Source organism: Anaerovorax sp. IOR16, from assembly GCF_017168145.1.
In the GTDB taxonomy this organism is placed as follows: Bacteria; Bacillota; Clostridia; order Peptostreptococcales; family Anaerovoracaceae; genus IOR16.
On record NZ_JADQTL010000011.1, the window covers coordinates 156461 to 175984 of the forward strand.

The following is a 19524-nucleotide window of genomic DNA, read 5'->3' on the forward strand; positions in this document are numbered from 1 at the left end:
ATAATTTAATAAAGAATTTAGTTTAATTAATATTTATTATTATTTTCATTTAATTCATTTGGTTCAAAGAAATAATTATCTGCTGCATAATTTTCATATTCCGTATTCTTATATTTTTGATCAAATGTAGTATTCGCTAACGGTTTAGTTGCATCGTTGAAGGTATTCTTCAATTTGAATTTGCTGACCAATCCATTTAATGTTTGTGCTTGACTGGATAATTCTTCACTTGCAGCTGCACTTTCCTCTGCCGTCGCAGAATTGGTTTGAATGACAGCGGATACTTGGTCTGCTCCGATGGTGATTTGCTCCACTGCATTTGCTTGTACTTGAGAATCCTTAGATATTTCATCAATAATTCCTACAATGTTATTGATGTTAGAGACTACTGTTGCTAGTGAAGCAGCGGTTGCATCTGCAATTTTTGTACCGGCATCCACAGAATTGATTGTGTCGGATATAAGTGCCGTTGTATTTTTTGCAGCCTCTGCACTTTTGCTTGCAAGGTTTCTTACTTCATCCGCAACAACAGCAAACCCTTTTCCGGCACTGCCTGCTCTTGCAGCTTCTACAGCCGCATTGAGTGCCAAAATATTTGTTTGGAATGCAATATCTTCAATGGTTTTTATTATTTTGCTGATTTCATTTGATTTGCCATTGATCTCTTTCATAGCTTCTAACATATCGCCCATTTGTTTATTACTTTTTTCAACTTCAGAGCACATATTTTCTGCGTCGCTGTTTGCAGTTGCAGCATTTTCTGCAGTGGATTTTACTTTATGAGAAATATCACTGATTGTTGCAGACAGTTCTTCCATAGAGCTGGCTTGCTCTGTAGTACCTTGTGAAAGCGCTTGTGCACCAGACGCTACATGTTCGGAACTGCTTGAAACCATATCAGCTGTTTGTTGAACTTTAGAAAATGTAGTGTTTAAAGATTGCAGAATATGGTTTAAGCTTTGTTTAATTTCTTGGAAGTCTCCGATATACTCTCTTTCTACATTAACATTGAGGTTTCCCATAGAAATTGCATTTAAAATATAGGAAATTTCATTGATATAGTCGCTGATTGTTTTAGAAGTATTCGTGAATATTTCAGCTAATACTCCTAATTCATCTTTTGTTTTAATTTGGATGGTATCTTCGGATTTCAATTTTCCTTCACCCATTTTTTTCGCTAATACAACCAAATTATCAATTGGAGATAACGATTTTTTTAGTGTAGCTGTACTGAACAGTGTTAATGCAATAAGACCTACAATTGCAATCGCAGCAACTAACAGTAGAAGATTACGTACTGCGACCAAAGCTTCGCTTTTATTTACTACAAAGGCACTTGTCCAAACGTTGTCAGCCCCTTCGGTTTGAATCGGAACACAAACCAAGTAAGCATTGCCACCAAAGATGGCATTGACTGTATCCGTAAGTGTTTGCTCACCGTTTTTTGCAATCGTTAGTAGAGTACTTTCTTCTTCTGTTTTTTCACTTAGAGTTTGTCCAATCAAACCTTTATCCGCGGAATGGGAAACATAAGTTCCTTGGTTTGTCAGAGTATAGTGATATGAGGTTTCATATCCTCCTAAGTTATATGACAGCGTATCCAAAGAATCGGTCAGGATGTCACAAGTTGCTATCCCCAGGAAGCGACCGCTTTTATCAATAATCGGATTACTTAAGGTAACAAGCCAAACAGTTTCTCCGGTCGTTAATGTATAGGAATAAGGTTCGGTGATGTGTGTTGACATAATTTTTTTAGGCGTTGCATAATAATCTCCCGTTGAGTAAACGTCATAGTCTTGCAAGATATCTACTTTGACATTTGCACCATCACGGAAGGCATAATAAGACATACCTTTTGGAGTGTTTTCAAAGAACTGATTTGGTTCAAATGCATAATAGGCTGAAAAAACTCTTTCATCTTCCAAAATGCCATTTAAAGATTGAACCAATAATTTTTTTGAGGTGTCAGGATCTAAACTTTTATAGCGCATGACTTCCTTTGATAATGATTTCGACAAGGTCTGGAGATTGTCAAAATATTGTTTGGTTACAGTTGCATTGGCATCGGCTATGTAGGTTATTTCTGTTTTTACGCGATTTGAGATGATTTGATTGAGCATGAATGTAAGAATGAGACAAATGATTAGCATCACAAGGAAAATAGTAGCTGAAATTTGTAGTGGAATTCTGGTGCTAAGTTTATTTCTGTCTAAGTTTTTCATGAATTTCATGTTGAAGACACCTCCATTTTTATTTTTTTTAAATTTACCATGAGAAACAGGAAAAAACAAGAAAATTATCAGTTTTTAGAAGTAGGAAAATAAAGGTAATTAATTTTATAAAATAAAGTAAATTTTACGTTATTATTATCAAATCATTATTAATTAGATAAAAAACAACTTCCTTACATTAAAAACGTAAGGAAGTTGTTCTCGGTTGAACTGGTTTGATTTCTAAAGAATTACCAGCTGCAACCATTGTAACCGTGAAAACCACATACATTTGTTGGATTGATACAAGCAGTAACTTGTTGCTGGCAGCCAATTCCATTGCCACATCCGCAACCGCAGCCACAACCACAGCGATTATTCCGTTGGTTGCCGCAGCCGCAGCCATTGCCGCATGTAGTCGATTCTGATGCTATTTCCTCTGAATTGCAATTGCAGTTTTGGATGCTTTCGATGTTCGAAGAATTGCCACAGGAACAGTCAGGTAAAAATGGATTTACACATTCTTCTGCAGCTTCCTCTTCTGCCGCAAGTTCGGAACCATCACAAGGAATCAAAGCTTCACAAGCATTGGTGCAAAATAGGGTTTGACGTACAACTTCGATATGCACGATTGGCTCAACTGCTACTTTTGATGTGAGAGTTAAGGCCATACCATTGTTGTGATGGTGGTGGCCTAAAGAATCCACTACATTGTCACATTCCATTTCGCATTCATCATATCCAGAGCATGGATTTGGACCTCTGCCGTGATGATGATGATGACCTAGTGTCAAACTTGGATTGATCAGTTCCACCCCTGCATTGAATTGGAATCGAATATCCGGAGCTATACCATTAATACTGCATGGCAAGCTGAGATCCGGAATTGCAAAGTTCGATTTGCTACTTGATGGAAGTTCAGTGTTCTGTGCACTAGGTGCATTTGAAATTTCACAGCGGAAGCAACAGGTTCTTCCACCAGTGTTTACAGTACCTTCTAATACATACTTGGCTCGAATATCCCAAGGACCTGCATTCGTGATTAAGAAGAAGGCCTTTGTAGGAAGACCTGCATTCATGCAGCGCTCCTTTTGGATCTTTGAAATTACGCTAGCAGTTTTAGCAAGGTATTGTCCGTTTGAATAGGTTACCGAGTCTACAGGATAACCATCGATGGAAACCTGATTTGCAGCAATATTGCCTGGTGGTCTTGTATTGAAGTATTCAACGACAACAAAGGATTTTTCGATATTAAATACAGCATTTTCTTCTAGAGTACATGGCGTGCAACAGCAACAGCAATTTTGCGGTTCTAACGTAAGTTCTGTAACAAAGCGGTTTCTATTTGGACCACCTGTATTTAGATTAAACATTAGTGGACAACTAGTGTCATCCGTAAAGCAAAAAACTTTATCCATGTATACTAGATTAGATTTTTCATTTGTAAAGTCGATGCCTTCCGTATCAATGTTTGTGCCACAAACACTGCCTAAGCAGTTGCGGCCGTGACGAGGAAGACAAGAATTACCTCTATTTCTTGGCATAATTTATAACCTCTCTTTTATAGGAATGAAAATTACATATTGAATGGATATGATTATCAATATGTATAAAAAGAGAGAAAAAAGGCTTCGGCTCAATAAATCCTTTGCTGTTGATATAGTATATGGGAAAATAAAAATCTTGTCACACCAGTGTTGCCGTATCACCTATGAAAATCATAAAAAATAAAGTTGTTTTATTTGATAATGAATAAGTAAACAATAGAGAAAAAACTCTCCACTTTTTTAAAACGATATTTTGGAGTTTTAATAAAATTAAACACAATATATTGTGTTACAGACTGTAGACAAGGATATCTCTATCTTTGCCTACAGTTTTTTTTACATAATGTAATACATTTTATTGTATTTATGGTAAAATATATGTATAAATACATGGAGGTATTTGCTTTATGATGGGTAAGAAAGATTTATTAGGTCGTGATCAATTTCAAATGGTAACCTTGAATTCTCTTGTTCCACAAGATCATATTATTCGTAAGATAGATACTGCGATTAATCTCTCTTTCATTTATGACCTTGTAAAAGATTTGTATTCTGATGTGGGAAAAGAAAGCATCGATCCTGTTGTCTTAATTAAAATTACCCTCATTCAATATACCTTTGGTATTCGATCCATGAGACAGACCATTAAAGAAATTCAAACGAATGTAGCTTATCGATGGTATCTTGGTTATAGTTTAGAGGAAGAAATTCCTCACTTTTCTACCTTTGGTAAAAACTACTCTCGTCGGTTTCAAAATACTGACTTATTCGAACAAATCTTTCAAAGAGTCATTGCTGAAATCATGGAATATGAATTCATTAATTCAGAAAGCATTTTCATTGACGGTACACATATTAAAGCAAGTGCAAATAACCATAACAGTGAAAAAGAAACCGTTTTGGAATCCGTTAAATACTATGAAAAAGAACTAATGAAAGAAATTAACGAAGATCGCATTGAACGAGGAAAACAAGCTTGTAAAAAAAAACGGAAGCCAAAGAAAAGACAAAAGTAATCAAGAAAAGTACCGTAGATCCGGATTGCGGCGTATTTCATAAAGGAAAGCATAAGGTAGTATTTGCTTATGCTGCAAATGTAGCTTGCGATCGAAACAATTACATACTTGCTTTTCATACAAATCCAGGAAATGTACATGACTCAGTTGCATTCCCAAAGATTTATGAAAAAGTAAAAAGATATAAAGGTGTAAAAAATATTGTAATGGATTCCGGATATAAAACACCTGCAATTGCTAGAGAAATACTCAAAGATAAACGAATTCCTATCCTACCATACAAACGACCTATGACAAAAAATGGTTATTTTAAAAAACACGAATATGCTTATGATGAATACTATGATTGCTTTGTATGCCCAGAAAACCAAGTGTTAAACTATACTACAACAAATAGAGAAGGGTATCGGGAATATAAGAGTAAAGGAGAAATTTGCAAGAGTTGCCCTTCCTTATCAGAATGCACAGCAAGTAAAGACCATGTAAAAGTAGTCACACGTCATATATGGGAAAACTACATAGAGCAATGTGAGGACATTCGTCATACTCCAAAGTATCGAGATCTTTACAAACTACGGAGTCAAACCATTGAGCGAGTCTTTGCCGATGCAAAAGAAAAACATAATATGCGTTATACACAATATCGAGGGATTCAGAAGATAGAAATGGAACTGAATCTTCTTTTTGCGTCCATGAATCTAAAAAAACTAGCAACATGGATTCATAAATCTGAAAGAAGGAATCAAATGGCATAGAGATATCCTTTTATTTTTTCTTTTTTTAAAAGCTTTATAGAAAAAATAGAAAATACCTTGCAGAAATTATAAGAATATAAATTTAGCAAGGTATTTTGTCTACAGTCTGAAACACAATATATTGTGTTAATAAACTGTTAATATTTTTAGATGTAATAAAATATAAATAAAATTAATTTTTTTACCTTGTTTTTTTGATTTAGTGTGGTTGCGAAGTGGAGTGAAGTGGAGTATAGTGGAAGTAATCAAAAAATGCATAGTGGGGTAATTGTTTCATGTTAATGGGAGAATATCAAAACTCAATAGACAGCAAAGGCAGAATTATTGTGCCAGCGAAATTTCGCGAACAGCTGGAATATAAGTGTGTTTTGACCAAAGGATTAGACAACTGCCTCTATATTTATCCAATGAGTGAGTGGGCAAAATTTCACGAAAAATTGGATAAGCTTCCGATATCGGATCCAAAAGCCAGAGCATTTGTCCGTTATTTTTACGCCAGTGCGGTAGAAGGCGAAATGGACAAGCAGGGAAGACTAACAATTCCGCAAAGCTTAAGAAATTATGCAAACATTGAAAAAGAACTGGTAACCATTGGTGTATTGAATAAAATTGAAATTTGGAGCAAGCAAGCTTATGAAAATGCGGAGAATGGCGAAAAATTGGAAGCCAGTGAATTTGCGGAACAAATGGATATCTATGGGATATAGGAGGGATTGATGGAGTTTAAACATGTATCGGTTTTATTTTCTGAGTCAATAAAGAATCTAAACATAAAACCGGATGGTGTTTATGTAGATGGGACTCTTGGCGGTGGCGGACATGCAAGTGGGATTTGTGAAAAATTAAATTCAAAAGGGATTTTAATTGGTATTGATCGTGACAAGGATGCTTTGCGTGCTGCTGAGGAAAATTTAAGGGGATATGACTGCAAGAAAATATTTGTTCAAAGTAATTACTCTAATATTAAAAATGTATTAATGGAGTATGATATTTCCTCCATTGATGGTGCCCTTCTTGATTTAGGAGTTTCTTCATTTCAATTGGACAATGAAGAGAGAGGGTTTTCCTATATGAAGGATGCCTCACTTGATATGAGAATGAATGCAGAGGATTCTTTAACAGCTGAAACGGTAGTAAATACTTACAGTGAGGAAGAACTAGCAAACATCATTCGTCAATATGGTGAGGAGCGATGGGCTTCACGTATTAGCCAATTTATAGTAAAAAATAGAAAGCAAGCACCAATTACGACAACAGGACAGCTTGTTACGATTATCAAAGCTGCCATTCCGGCTTCGGCGAGAAGGGATGGACCCCATCCGGCAAAGAGAACCTTTCAAGCAATTCGAATTGAAGTAAATGATGAACTTGGTCAGTTGGAAAAAGCAGTAGATACATTTTTAGATGTGCTTGCAAATCGAGGACGTTTGTGTATTATTACATTTCATTCACTGGAAGATCGCATCGTAAAAGAACGATTTAATCAAAGATTGAATCCTTGCACCTGTCCAAAAGAGTTCCCAATGTGTGTATGCGGGAAAAAAACGGATATGAAAAAGGTAAGTGGCAAACCAATCATTCCGTCAGAACAGGAATTAACTTTAAATCCTAGGGCTCGAAGTGCAAAACTAAGAGTAATTGAAAAGTGGGAGAGATAAGATGATAGCAGCAGAAAAATGGTATGAATATCAAAAAGACTATCAAAAATATGGTTTAGATATGAAACCCAAGAAAAAAAGAGCTTCAAATGAAAACAAAAAAAAATCTGCATCGGCTATGACGTTACGGGAAAAATCTCAAATTATGATATTGACCGTGATTGTTTCCATATTATCTGTAGGTCTTATTGCCAGCACGGCTTACTCTGCTAAAATTAAATATAACATTAATAATTTAGTGAAGCAGTCTGCAGTAATTGAGGGTGAAATAGAAAATTTAAATGTAAAGATTAAAAGCCAATCAAATATTCAAATTATAGAGGAAAAGGCCAAAACACAATTAGGAATGGTTTATCCTACCGTTGATCAGTATGTTTATATTAGCCAAGAGGACATTCCGATAAAGGATTTTGCTTTGGCATTAAAGCAAGAGGCATACAATTAAATGGTGTTTTGTATAATAGAATTAGGTAGGAGACCATGAAAATAATTTCATAGAGTGGATGCAAAACCGGATAATTTCATACTACAAGAAAAATCCGGTTTTTTTATCGTATAGGGACATGGTACCGATTATAGAGCGAAGCGACCTTTTCTATGTAGGAGGACTAAAATGATTGTGACAAATAATAAAAATAGAAAGAGATTGATTTTCATTTTTACGTGCACTTGTTTTCTTTGTACTTTATTGATGTTTCGAGTTGGTTGGATTCAAGTGGTGGCAAGTGAACGTTATGCAAAAATGGCAGTTGAACAACAGACGAATGATGTACCAATTCCCGCAAAACGAGGTGTAATTTTAGATCGATATGGGAAAGAATTGGCAATCAGTGCTGTGACAAATACCATCTGGGTACGACCTAAGGATGTCACTGCATCAGCAAAAACAAAGGAAGAAAAAGAATTAAAAATAGACAAAACAGCTAAAACCTTATCAGAAATTTTAAGTTTAGATGAAGCTTCTGTGAGAAAAACCATTACAAAAGATAAATTACTTGTTCGAGTTGCAAAATATGTAGATAAAGAAAAAGCAGATCAAATACGAAATGCAAAGCTTTCAGGAATTTCCATTGCAGAGGACGTAAAACGGTACTATCCATTAGGCTCCTTTGCTTCTCATATTCTTGGAAGTACGACGGATGATAATCGAGGACTTTCGGGAGTTGAGTTGAAGTATGATAAATATTTAAGCGGTGTTCCCGGAAGATGGATTAAAGATACCGATTTAAAAGGTGATGGATTGTCCTATGGAATGGAAAAATATTTTCAGGCAGAAGACGGCTTGAATGTTGTATTAACCATTGATGAAGTCATCCAGCACTATGTAGAAAAAGCATTGGATCAAGTCCAAGCGGATACACAAGCAACGCAAGTATGGTGCATTGTAATGGACCCAAAAACCGGGGAAATATTAGCGATGGCAATGTCTCCGGATTATGATCCAAATAATGCAAGAGTACCTCTCGACCCTCAGCAAGCAGCTTATGTCGAGAGCCTTTCGGATGCAGAAAAACAGATATACTGGAATCAAATGTGGAGAAATCCAATGATTAGTGATACGTATGATCCAGGTTCTACTTTTAAGCTGATTACCACTTCAATTGCACTGGAGGAAAGAGTCACTTCTCCAACAGATAAATTTGTTTGCAAATATTATTATGAGGTTGCCGGAACTATGCTTCATTGTTGGAGAAAAGGGCAGCCGCATGGAGAGGAAACCTTAGCTGAGGCAGTACAAAATTCCTGCAATCCAGTTTTTATTCAGTTGGCTCAAAGAGTCGGTTTGGATAAATATTATGAATACTTGGATTTGTTTGGACTTACGGAAAAGACAGGAATTGATTATCCCGGTGAAGGCAACAATATTCTACAGAAGAAGGAAACTGCCGGTCCGGTTGGTCTAGCAACCATGTCTTATGGGCAGGGGATTGCAGTTACACCAGTCAGTCTAATTACGGCTATTTCTGCAATTGGAAACGATGGAAAACTAATGGAGCCTCATTTAGTAAAGGAAATGCGGGATTCTGATGGAAATATTGTACAAAAAATAGAACCAAAGGTTGTACGACAAGTCATTTCTAAGCAGACTGCAGAAGAAATGCGAACCATTATGGAGTCGGTTGTAGCCGTTGGAGGTGGCGGGAATGCAAAAATTTCAGGGTATCGAATCGGCGGAAAGACAGGTACAGCAAATAAGGTTATTAATGGAAAGTACAGTGATAATCTGGTTTGTGCATCGTTTGTAGGTATGGCTCCAATGGAAGATCCTCAGTTGGCTATTTTACTTGTTGTAGATGAGCCGCAGGGTGTTCATTACGGAAGTCAGACGGCCGCACCTGGAGTAAAGGCAATTTTAGAAGAGACACTTCGTTACCTGAATATTGTGCCGCAGTACAGTGAAGAAGAACAGAAAGAAATTGACAGTCAAATGACCGTTGTTCCAAATGTTACCGGAATAAATTTCAGTGAAGCAATCGGTGTGCTTGGAGGAAAGTCATTACAGTATACTGTTTCACCAGTAAGAGCTACCAATGATAATTTTACAGTAGTAGATCAATATCCAAAGGCGGGAGAAAAAGTACCGCTGAATACAAATGTATATTTATATTCCCAATAAGTGAAGTAAGGAGCATGGCATGAAACTTTTAGACCTGTTATACGAAACGGGGATAAAGTGTCCAATGGATATGCAAGATACAGAAATTACAGGAATCGCTATTGATTCCCGTAAAGTGAAAAAAGGCAACTTGTTTGTTTGCATGAAGGGTTACCAAACAGATGGGCATATATATGCTATAGAAGCAGCATTTCATGGCGCAGCCGCTGTTGTAACACAAGATGAATTCATTGTGGAGTTAAAAAGTATACCAATATTAGAAACGACAGATACCAGAAAAGCACTTTCGCAAATTGCAAAAAATTTCTATGGAGATCCATCCAGACAAATGACTGTTTTTGCAATTACCGGGACAAATGGAAAAACAACGACAACCTATATGCTCAAAGCAATTTTAGAAGAAACAGATCATCTTTGTGGAGTGATTGGCACCGTTGGTTATCGATTTGGGGATAAAGAATATGAATCATCAAGAACAACACCAGAATCCTTCGAGCTGCAACGAATGTTCTGTGAAATGCAGCAGGAAGGAATTAAACATTGTGCGATGGAAGTTTCGTCCCATGGATTGGCACTGCATCGAGTGGACGATGTTTGGTTTTCTTATACCGCATTTACGAACTTAACCCAGGATCATATGGATTTTCATAGTTCTGAAGAGGATTATTATCAGGCAAAAAAAACATTATTTCATATAGGAAACAGTGTAAGTACAGTTAATATAGATGATGCGTATGGAAATCGTTTGTATGAAGAGTTAAAAGATGAGGGAAAAGAAGTATATAGTTATTCTTTGCAAAATTCAAATGCTGATTTTTATGGAGAAATGATATCAAATGATGTGAATGGTGTAGTATGTTTTCCATCATGGAGAAAACCTTGGAAAACTAACCTTAAAAACACCAGGATTATTTACTTTATATAATACTTTGTGTGCAAGTAGTTTGGCAATACTTAGCGGAATAACCTTTCCTTTTGTACAATCTGCTTTGCTTAAACTTGAAGGAGTACCTGGAAGATTTGAGCTTGTACCAAATGAAAAAGGCATCGTAGCCATTGTGGATTATGCCCATACACCGGAAGCACTTCGTATGGTATTAAAGACTGCAAAAGATTTTACTACGGGCAGATTGATTTGCGTTTTTGGTTGTGGTGGTGACCGCGATAAAAGCAAACGTCCGATTATGGGTGAAATTGCTGGTATTTTTAGTGATTTTTGTGTAATAACCAGTGATAATCCACGGACAGAAGATCAAAAATGTATTTCAGAAGAGATTGAAAAAGGTCTTTTGAAAACCGGGTGTAGCTATACAGTTATAGAAAATCGAATGGACGCAATAAAAAAGGCAGTAAGTATTTATGAAATTGGAGACGTTATTGTAATAGCAGGAAAAGGACATGAGTGTTACCAAATTATTGGCAGTGCAAAAAATTATTTTAATGATAAAGAAATAGCACAACGTATTATACAAGAACTATAAACTGAAATTAAGATGATAAAGAAACGAATTTATTTAGTAAACGAAAGGAAGGTTAAAGTACCTTATGAAAAAAATCACTGTTTTAGAGATGCAAAATGCAACAAAGGGTGTATTGATTTGCGGCAAACAGGATACTATGATTGAAGGAATTGCAATTGATTCCAGAGAGGTTGCTGCACAGGATGCCTTCTTTGCTATTGTGGGAGAAGAACAGGATGGACATATTTATGCGAAGAAAGCTGCGGAAAATGGATGCCGTGCAATCGTTGTTCATAATAAGCAGATCGCAGATGAAATAAAAGAAATTCGGTCAGATATTGCAATTCTTTTGGTACAGGATACCACAAGAGCTTTGCAGGATTTAGCAGAATGGTATTTATCTTTGTTCCCAATCAAAAAAATTGGAGTTACCGGTAGTACTGGGAAGACAACGACCAAGGAAATGCTTTATGCTGTAATTTCACAAAAATATAAGACACTTCGTAATTTAGGAAATTTCAATAATCATATCGGCTTACCTTTAACTATTTTTCATCTGAATGATGACATCGAGGTGGGCATTTTTGAAATGGGTATGAGCGAGTTTGGTGAGATTCATCGGCTTGCGGATATTGTCAGACCGAATTATGCGGTAATTACAAATGTAGGAACCTCTCATATTGAATATCTGAAAACAAGAGAAAATATTTTAAAGGCAAAAATGGAAATAACTGATTATTTTCAAAAAGAAGATCAACTCTTTGTAAATGAAGACAATGATATGCTTTCGAAAGAAGTCCTTTTACAGTGCATACAAGAAAAGAAAAAGGAAGATGATTCATATTGTGAAAGCTTTCAAATTATCACAGCTGGCGAAAGCAAAGAGGCAGATTTTCAATTAAGTAATCGCAAAGATTTGGGTGAAAATGGAATTGAATTCACTATTACGAATGAAAACACGACTGAAGATTTTTTCTTGCCTTTGCTTGGCAATCATAATGGTTTGAATGCAATGCTAGCTGTAGCTGTTGGAATGTCATTGGGTATTTCTTTGAAAGAGGCAGCAGAAGGTCTGGCAAATATTGAGAGTACAAATCGTCGTTTAAACATAGAAGAAAGAAATGGTATAAAGCTAATAGACGATACGTATAATGCAAGTCCTGACTCTATGAAAGCTGCAATTGACGTACTTATGAGCATTTCAGGAACGCGAAAAATTGCGATTCTTGCCGACATTTTAGAGATGGGTGATGTTGCAGAGGAATATCATTATCAGGTTGGGGAATATGCTTCCCATAAAGAAGTAGATGTGGTAATATCAGTAGGGAAAAATGCAAAATTTATTGCGGAGGGTGCAAAGGCAGCCTCAAAAAATACAGCGGTCATCTATCATGAAGAAAAAGAAACACTTATAAATAAGCTGGAAGAATTTTTAAAATCTGGTGATGTAGTTTTAGTAAAAGGCTCAAATGGCATGAGAATGACGGAGATCGTAAAAAAAGTAAGGAGCTTATAAATGGAATATATACAGATATGGATAAAACTGGCGGTTGCTTTTCTCATTGCTGTTATTGGTACACCGTTATTTATCCCAATTTTAAAAAGAATCAAAGCAGGACAGAGCATCCGAGAAGAAGGACCGCAATCTCATATGGTAAAAACAGGAACGCCGACCATGGGTGGAATTATTATCATTTTTTCGGTATTGATTACTTGTCTCAGTTCCGGCATTTTGAACACAGATATGTGGATTTTATTGGGTTCCTTTGTTACCTTTGGATTAATTGGTTTTATTGACGATTTTGTTAAGGTTGCTTTGAAACGAAATTTGGGTTTGACGGCATTGCAAAAACTATTACTACAAGTGGCCATTGCGGTTGGATTAGCCGCATATCAATCAAGTGTATCCATATACGGAACAACTGTATTTATTCCGTTTATAAATGAATATTGGGATTTTGGTATTTTCTACATACCTTTTATTGCATTTGTCGTTGTGGCTATGGTAAACAGTGTTAATCTAACAGATGGGTTAGATGGATTGGCCTCCGGCGTTACTAGCATTGTTGCAGTATTTTTTGCTCTTGTAGGAATGAATTTCTTTGGTATGAGTGCTGCTACCGTCTTTTGTGCGGCACTTGCTGGTGGGTGTCTTGGATTTTTAATGTATAACAAATATCCTGCAAAACTTTTCATGGGAGACACCGGTTCGCTTGCTTTAGGCGGTGGTCTTGCAGCGGCAGCTATTTTAATGAATATTGAATTGATTTTGCCAATTGCAGGAGGTGTATACGTTGCAGAGGCATTATCGGTCATTATACAGGTATCCAGCTATAAACTAAGAAATGGAAAACGAGTGTTTCGTATGGCGCCATTGCACCATCATTTTGAACTTGGTGGCTGGAAGGAGACAAAGGTTGTTGTTGTCTTTTGGATGGTTACCTTACTATTATGTATCTTAAGTTTAAAAGTTTTTGATCAAAAAATATTTTAATGAGTTTGTTCGATACGAAGGAAGAAGGGGAAAAGAATGAGTCAAGTAAAAAAATATTTAGTAGTCGGTCTTGGTAAATCTGGGGTATCGGCAGCGGAAGCCTTACTTCGTTATGGCGCCGAGGTGGCGGTATATGATAAAAAAACACAAGAGGAAATGGAAGTTCAGCTTGTAAATTATTTAAAGACACAGAATGTTAGGTGTTATTTAGGAACCGATCCTTTGGAATTGGACTCTTTTAATGCGATTGTTGTCAGCCCTGGGGTACCGTTGGATCTGCCTTTTATTCAAAAAGCAAAGACTCTTGGTGTTGAAATTATCGGCGAATTAGAACTTGCTTATCGATTGGGAAAAGGAAATTATATTGCGATCACAGGAACCAATGGTAAAACAACTACGACTACGTTGGTTGGAGAAATCTTTAAGAATGCAAGGAGAAAGACAGCAGTGGTTGGAAACATTGGAATTGCTGTCACATCCACTGCACTTACCGCACAGGAAGATTCTTGGTTGGTTACAGAGTGCAGCAGTTTTCAATTAGAAACGACAGAAAGATTTCATCCTGTTGTATGTGCACTTTTAAACATTACTCCAGATCATTTGGATCGTCATAAAACATTAGAAAATTATGCAAAAGTGAAAGCAAAAATTTTTAGAAATCAAACAGAAAAAGATTTTTTTGTTGTAAATTACGATGATGCTGCATCTTATGAACTAATAGAAGATTGCAAAAGTACGGTAGTGCCGTTTAGTCGTAAATCCACTTTGGATTTCGGTGTTTTTGTGAAGGACGGAAGGATTGTAATTAAAGATCAGGATCATGAGCTAATTGATATTTGTGGAACTGAAGAGCTTATAATACCTGGAGAGCATAATTTGGAAAATGCATTGGCCGCTAGCGGCATCAGCTATTTTTGCGGTATTGCTTCGGAAATCATTGCAAAAACATTGCGAGAATTCCAGGGAGTGGAGCATCGATTAGAGTTTTGTAGTGAAATTGCTGGAATCCGTTTTGTAAATGATTCGAAAGGTACAAATCCGGATGCTTCCATTAAGGCAATTGAAGCAATTAAGGGAAATATTATATTAATTGCAGGGGGTTATGATAAAAACTCAAAGTATGAAGAATTTATACGTGCCTTTCATGGAAAAGTAAAGGCTTTGGTTTTATTAGGTGCTACTGCCCCTAAAATAAGAGAAACCGCAGAACGTCTGGGATATCAAACAATCTTTGATGAAAAAGATATGGGTGAATGTGTAAAGAAAAGCTTTTCCTTGGCTGAGCCTGGCGACACGGTGTTGCTTTCTCCAGCCTGTGCAAGCTGGGATATGTATAGCAGCTATGAGCAAAGGGGAAGGCACTTTAAAAGCTGTGTTCAAGAATTGGAGAGATAAATGGCAAAAAAACAAAGAGAGAATGAGAAAATCAAAATGAAAACCGGAGATTTTGTATTAACCATACTTATGATGGGACTCGTTTTGTTTGGTATCATTATGGTATTTAGTGCCAGCTATTATGTGGCTATCAGTGATTATGGTAATCCTTACTATTACCTTATTCGTGATGCGATATGGGCATTTTTGGGGACCATTCTTTTTGTTTTTTGTAGATTATTTCCTTATAAATATTATAAAAAAATGGCATTCCCTTTAATGATTATAAGTTTTGTATTATTATTGCTTCTGTTTACGCCGTTGGGCAAAGATGTAAACGGTGCAACACGCTGGATTAGATTAGGAAGTGACAGCTTAACCATTATGCCAGGAGAAATTGCTAAAATCTGTGCTATTTTATTTGTTGCAAAGTATTTAAGTGATAAGCCAAAAAGGATATTATCCTTTACCGAGGGAATCCTACCTCTGGTGATACTCTGTGGAGCTTATTTTGGTTTAATTATGAAACAGCCGAATATGTCGACTGCCATTACGGTTGTTGCAATTATTGTTGGTATGATGTTTGTAGCCGGGTTAAATCTAAAATATCTTTTTGCAATTGGAATTGCTGGTTGTGCAGGAATTGTAGCGTTAATTTTGGCAGAACCGTATCGAATGAAACGAATGTTCAGTTTTATTGATCCATTTCAAGATCCATTAGGTACAGGATGGCAGGTTACGCAATCGTTACTGGCGTTGGGGTCAGGCGGATTGTTTGGAGTTGGTTTGGGCAAGAGTATTCAAAAAACATTATATTTGCCGGAACCTCAAAATGACTTTATTTTTGCCATCATTGGTGAAGAGCTTGGATACATCGGCTGCTTGATTTTAATTGCGGTTTACATTGTATTGATTTGGAGATGCGCACATATTTCACTGAATGCACCTGATTTATTTGGTATGCTCATTGCTTCAGGAATTACAATTATGTTAGCGGTACAAGTAATTTTAAACATCGCTGTTGTGACCTCCTCAATGCCGCCGACTGGTATCATTTTACCTTTTGTAAGCTTTGGAGGAAATGCATTATTGTTATTTATGGGCTCGATGGGAATTATGTTAAATATATCAAAGCATTCTGCAAAATAAGGAGGAATTCATGAGAGTTATCATGACCGGCGGTGGAACCGGAGGACATATTTACCCTGCAATTGCAATTGCAGACAAAATAAAAAGGAGAAATCCCGATGCAGAGATTATTTTTGTAGGAACCCGTTATGGAATGGAGAAAGAGCTTGTTCCAAAGAACGGATATGAAATACGATACATCACAGTTAGTGGTTTTCATAGAAAAAAGATTTGGAAAAATGTCAAAACCATCATGGACCTTGCAAAAGGAAATCGAGAGGCGAAGCAGATATTAAAGGAGTTTAAGCCGGATATCGTTATAGGTACGGGAGGCTATGTTTGCGGTCCTCTTGTGCGAGCTGCACATAAATATGGAATTAAAACTTACATTCACGAACAAAATGCGTTCCCTGGCGTTACAAATAAATTATTGGAAAACTATGTGGACAAGGTTTTTATAAGTTTTCCGGAGGCACAGGCGCATTTTAAAAAAAAGCAGAAATTAGTAGTAACGGGTAATCCAATCCGAAAAAGTTTTTTAACCAGTACCATGCAAAATTTTCGTGAGAAACTTAATATTGCAGATCGTGAGTTTGTAATTTTATGCTTTGGAGGCAGTTTGGGTGCCGGAAAAATAAATAGTGTAATGGTAAAGGTGGCAGAGCAATTAAGTAAAATTCCAGATTTTAAATTGTTCTTTATTACCGGGAAAATACATTATAAATCCATTGAGGAGCAATTATTAAAATTGAATATAAATGGAAAACAAATTCAATTATTGCCTTACGTAGATAACATGCATGAATACTTATCTGCGGCAGATCTTGTCATTAGCCGATCCGGTGCATTAACGGTATCGGAAATCACGGCTTGTGGAAAAGCTTCAATTTTAATTCCTTCCCCAAATGTTACCGGAAATCATCAATACTTTAATGCGAAGGTACCAGCGGACAAGGGCGGTGCAGTTTTGATTGAAGAAAAAGATTTAACTGAGGAAAAGTTAATGGATACAATTCTTCGATTAAAAAATAATAAGGAAGTTTTAAATGCCATGGGAATGGCTAGTGCTTCAGTCGGTCGTTTTGATGCTGTTGACATCATTTATGAGAATTTAGAATTTTGATTGAAAATGTACGACCTATACTGTAACACAATTTGCAGAATTTCATAGTATAGTTTATAAGTATCTTAATAAGAACTATGACTTTCTGCGGAGGTGTTTTTTTTTGGACAGTTATCATATAATTGGTGGAAACCGTATTTTTGGAAGCCATAAACTAACCGGAGCAAAAAATGGGGTTCTACCCATATTAGCAGCATCGCTGGTAACTGGAGATGTATGTACCATTCATAATAGTCCGGACCTATTGGATGTGAATACCATGCTAGCTATATTAAAAGAACTAGGGTGTAAAATCCAACGGGAGAAGGATGCGATTGTAGTTGATTCCAGTCAACTGACGCAAACTTACATACCAAAAGTCTTAGGAAAGGAAATGCGTTCATCGGTTTTTTTACTTGGTCCGATGTTGACTCGCTGCGGAGTAGTGGAGATGAGCCAACCAGGAGGATGTGCCATAGGTGCGCGTCCAATTGATTTGCATTTAGATGCACTCAGAAAAATGGGGGCAGAAATTAAAGAAGAAGATGGAAGTTTGGTTTGCAAATCAACTGGCTTAAAGGGAACAACCATACGGCTCGATTTTCCAAGTGTTGGAGCGACGGAAAACATCATGATGGCTGCACTTTCTGCAGAAGGAGAAACTCATATTGTACACCCAGCAAAAGAACCGGAGATTGAAGATTTACAAAATTTTTTAAATGCTTGCGGCAGTTGTGTAGAAGGTGCTGGAACTGGAGAAATTGTGATTTCAGGGAAAAAACCTTTGCATGGAACCGATTATAAGGTGATTCCAGATCGTATTGAGGCTGGAACTTTTTTAGCGGCTGCGGCTGCAACCAAAGGAGAACTTCTTCTTGAAAATGCTGCTCCGGCGCAAATGGCAAGTACATTAGCAAAATTTCGTGAAATGGGATGTTCTTTAAAGATTGAACAAGATAAAATTTACTTAAAGGCGCCAAATCGATTGAAAGCCATTCGTGAAATAAAAACACTTCCTTATCCGGGTTTTCCTACGGATATGCAGTCTCAATTTTTAACCTTAATGGCTTTGGCAGATGGTCAAAGCAAAATGACAGAGACAATCTTTGAAAATCGTTTTAAACATATTGATTCTTTACGAGATATGGGGGCAATTATAGAGATTTGTGGTTGCAGTGCGAAAGTAACAGGGGTCGATCAACTTCAAGGCTGCCGTGTTGAGGCGAAAGATCTCAGAGGCGGGGCTGCAATGGTGATTGCAGGACTTGCGGCATCGGATGAAACGATTGTAGAAAACATTTGCCATATTGATAGAGGATATGATAAATTTGAAGTAGCATTAAAGAATTTAGGAACTAAGATAGAGAGAATACAAGAGGATGAAAGAAAGTAAAAAAAATCAAAATGTGCAAAAGCCTAGAAAAAAGAAAAAAAGAAAGAAAAAACGCTATTTGTTAAAAATATTAATTTTCTTTGTTATAATAATAGGGGTATATTATCTTTTAACATCTAGCTTTTTTGATATTCAAAAAATAAAAGTAAAAGAAAATGATTATTATACAGCGGAACAAATCATTAGCATGTCTAAAATTAAAACCGGGAAAAATATCTTTGAAACATCGATGAAAGATGCAAAAAATAGAATGCGTAAGGATCCTTATATGAAAAATGTCAAAATCTCCAGAAGTCTGCCTGGAACTGTAGTGATTACAGTGGAAGAAAGAAAGGAGTATGCTGCCGTTCCTTATGGAGAAGAGTATCTTTTAATGGATGAAGATGGTCTGGTGCTACGTAAAACCGATGTTGCACCTACGCTTCCTCTTCTTATGGGAATGACTGTAAAAAAAATGGATCCTGGTCTTCCTTTGGAAGTAGAAGAAAATTCAGTATTAACTGATACTTTAAAGATGTTGTCTGCAATGGAGGAAAATGAAATTTATTTTAAAAAAATAGATATTTCAAAAGTTGTTATAAAGGCGTATATTTATGATTATCTATATTGTGAGGGTACTCTAGAAAATATTCGAGAAAATATGGATGATTTAAAAAGTGTATTATATAAATTATATACGCAGGGAATTGAACGGGGAGTTATAAAAATGGGAAGTGAAGGCTATTTTTCTTTTAGCCCTGAGATTGAATAGAGGTAGGAGAGTAGAAACA

At 36.4% G+C, this 19524-nt stretch carries 15 protein-coding genes and 1 pseudogene; 14 read left to right on the forward strand and 2 right to left on the reverse strand.

Features of this window, described 5'->3' with window-relative positions; genetic code table 11:
• Positions 1-26 precede the first annotated feature (26 nt).
• Positions 27-2231 carry a methyl-accepting chemotaxis protein gene (locus I2490_RS14620; protein ID WP_206460507.1) on the reverse strand — a complete coding sequence of 735 codons (2205 nt, stop codon included), beginning with the start codon at positions 2229-2231 and terminating at the stop codon, positions 27-29.
• Positions 2232-2461: 230 nt separating this feature from the next.
• Positions 2462-3754, reverse strand: a complete 1293-nt coding sequence (locus I2490_RS14625; protein ID WP_206460508.1) for a hypothetical protein — start codon at positions 3752-3754, stop codon at positions 2462-2464.
• A gap of 410 nt (positions 3755-4164) precedes the next feature.
• On the opposite strand from I2490_RS14625, the pseudogene I2490_RS14630 reads away from it, so the two are divergent.
• The 14 genes and pseudogenes from I2490_RS14630 to I2490_RS14695 all read left to right on the forward strand — a co-directional run bounded on the left by I2490_RS14630 (position 4165) and on the right by I2490_RS14695 (position 19505).
• Positions 4165-5528, forward strand: a pseudogene (locus I2490_RS14630) (IS1182 family transposase).
• A 275-nt stretch (positions 5529-5803) separates the two neighbouring features.
• Entirely contained in the window at positions 5804-6235 is a 432-nt protein-coding gene (gene mraZ, locus I2490_RS14635; RefSeq protein WP_206460509.1) for a division/cell wall cluster transcriptional repressor MraZ, read from the forward strand.
• Positions 6236-6244: 9 nt separating this feature from the next.
• Positions 6245-7186: a 16S rRNA (cytosine(1402)-N(4))-methyltransferase RsmH gene (rsmH, locus tag I2490_RS14640; protein ID WP_206460510.1), complete on the forward strand. Its 942-nt coding sequence runs from the start codon at positions 6245-6247 to the stop codon at positions 7184-7186.
• 1 nt (position 7187) lies between these two features.
• Positions 7188-7631 carry a cell division protein FtsL gene (locus tag I2490_RS14645; protein ID WP_206460511.1) on the forward strand — a complete coding sequence of 148 codons (444 nt, stop codon included), beginning with the start codon at positions 7188-7190 and terminating at the stop codon, positions 7629-7631.
• A gap of 168 nt (positions 7632-7799) precedes the next feature.
• A complete protein-coding gene (locus I2490_RS14650; protein ID WP_206460512.1) occupies positions 7800-9803 on the forward strand; it encodes a penicillin-binding transpeptidase domain-containing protein in 2004 nt (667 codons plus the stop codon).
• Positions 9804-9822: 19 nt separating this feature from the next.
• Positions 9823-10728 carry a Mur ligase family protein gene (locus tag I2490_RS14655; protein ID WP_206460513.1) on the forward strand — a complete coding sequence of 302 codons (906 nt, stop codon included), beginning with the start codon at positions 9823-9825 and terminating at the stop codon, positions 10726-10728.
• Positions 10729-10747: 19 nt separating this feature from the next.
• Complete coding sequence (locus I2490_RS14660; protein WP_245157213.1) at positions 10748-11284, forward strand: glutamate ligase domain-containing protein; 537 nt, start codon at positions 10748-10750, stop codon at positions 11282-11284.
• Positions 11285-11348: 64 nt separating this feature from the next.
• Entirely contained in the window at positions 11349-12779 is a 1431-nt protein-coding gene (locus I2490_RS14665; protein ID WP_206460515.1) for a UDP-N-acetylmuramoyl-tripeptide--D-alanyl-D-alanine ligase, read from the forward strand.
• The gene (gene mraY / locus I2490_RS14670) at positions 12780-13757 is read left to right on the forward strand and encodes a phospho-N-acetylmuramoyl-pentapeptide-transferase (RefSeq protein ID WP_206460516.1); all 978 of its coding nucleotides are present in this window, start codon (positions 12780-12782) and stop codon (positions 13755-13757) included.
• 36 nt (positions 13758-13793) lie between these two features.
• Positions 13794-15152, forward strand: coding sequence for a UDP-N-acetylmuramoyl-L-alanine--D-glutamate ligase (murD, locus tag I2490_RS14675; RefSeq protein ID WP_206460517.1), 1359 nt, complete (start codon positions 13794-13796; stop codon positions 15150-15152).
• On the forward strand, positions 15153-16280 hold the full coding sequence (gene ftsW, locus I2490_RS14680; protein ID WP_206460518.1) for a putative lipid II flippase FtsW: 1128 nt from the start codon (positions 15153-15155) through the stop codon (positions 16278-16280).
• 10 nt (positions 16281-16290) lie between these two features.
• Positions 16291-17382 (forward strand): undecaprenyldiphospho-muramoylpentapeptide beta-N-acetylglucosaminyltransferase, encoded by a 1092-nt coding sequence (gene murG / locus I2490_RS14685; RefSeq protein ID WP_206460519.1) that lies wholly within the window; start codon positions 16291-16293, stop codon positions 17380-17382.
• A 103-nt stretch (positions 17383-17485) separates the two neighbouring features.
• Positions 17486-18754: a UDP-N-acetylglucosamine 1-carboxyvinyltransferase gene (gene murA / locus I2490_RS14690; RefSeq protein WP_206460520.1), complete on the forward strand. Its 1269-nt coding sequence runs from the start codon at positions 17486-17488 to the stop codon at positions 18752-18754.
• Positions 18741-19505 carry a cell division protein FtsQ/DivIB gene (locus I2490_RS14695; RefSeq protein WP_206460521.1) on the forward strand — a complete coding sequence of 255 codons (765 nt, stop codon included), beginning with the start codon at positions 18741-18743 and terminating at the stop codon, positions 19503-19505. Before murA ends, I2490_RS14695 begins: the two co-directional genes overlap by 14 nt.
• Positions 19506-19524 lie beyond the last annotated feature (19 nt).

Bases quoted from the DNA above. Each gene is read 5' to 3' on its own strand.
- I2490_RS14620 (WP_206460507.1), bottom strand. From the start codon at position 2,231: ATGAAATTCATGAAAAACTTAGACAGAAATAAACTTAGCACCAGAATT.
- I2490_RS14625 (WP_206460508.1), bottom strand. From the start codon at position 3,754: ATGCCAAGAAATAGAGGTAATTCTTGTCTTCCTCGTCACGGCCGCAAC.
- mraZ (WP_206460509.1), top strand. From the start codon at position 5,804: ATGTTAATGGGAGAATATCAAAACTCAATAGACAGCAAAGGCAGAATT.
- rsmH (WP_206460510.1), top strand. From the start codon at position 6,245: ATGGAGTTTAAACATGTATCGGTTTTATTTTCTGAGTCAATAAAGAAT.
- I2490_RS14645 (WP_206460511.1), top strand. From the start codon at position 7,188: ATGATAGCAGCAGAAAAATGGTATGAATATCAAAAAGACTATCAAAAA.
- I2490_RS14650 (WP_206460512.1), top strand. From the start codon at position 7,800: ATGATTGTGACAAATAATAAAAATAGAAAGAGATTGATTTTCATTTTT.
- I2490_RS14655 (WP_206460513.1), top strand. From the start codon at position 9,823: ATGAAACTTTTAGACCTGTTATACGAAACGGGGATAAAGTGTCCAATG.
- I2490_RS14665 (WP_206460515.1), top strand. From the start codon at position 11,349: ATGAAAAAAATCACTGTTTTAGAGATGCAAAATGCAACAAAGGGTGTA.
- mraY (WP_206460516.1), top strand. From the start codon at position 12,780: ATGGAATATATACAGATATGGATAAAACTGGCGGTTGCTTTTCTCATT.
- murD (WP_206460517.1), top strand. From the start codon at position 13,794: ATGAGTCAAGTAAAAAAATATTTAGTAGTCGGTCTTGGTAAATCTGGG.
- ftsW (WP_206460518.1), top strand. From the start codon at position 15,153: ATGGCAAAAAAACAAAGAGAGAATGAGAAAATCAAAATGAAAACCGGA.
- murG (WP_206460519.1), top strand. From the start codon at position 16,291: ATGAGAGTTATCATGACCGGCGGTGGAACCGGAGGACATATTTACCCT.
- I2490_RS14695 (WP_206460521.1), top strand. From the start codon at position 18,741: ATGAAAGAAAGTAAAAAAAATCAAAATGTGCAAAAGCCTAGAAAAAAG.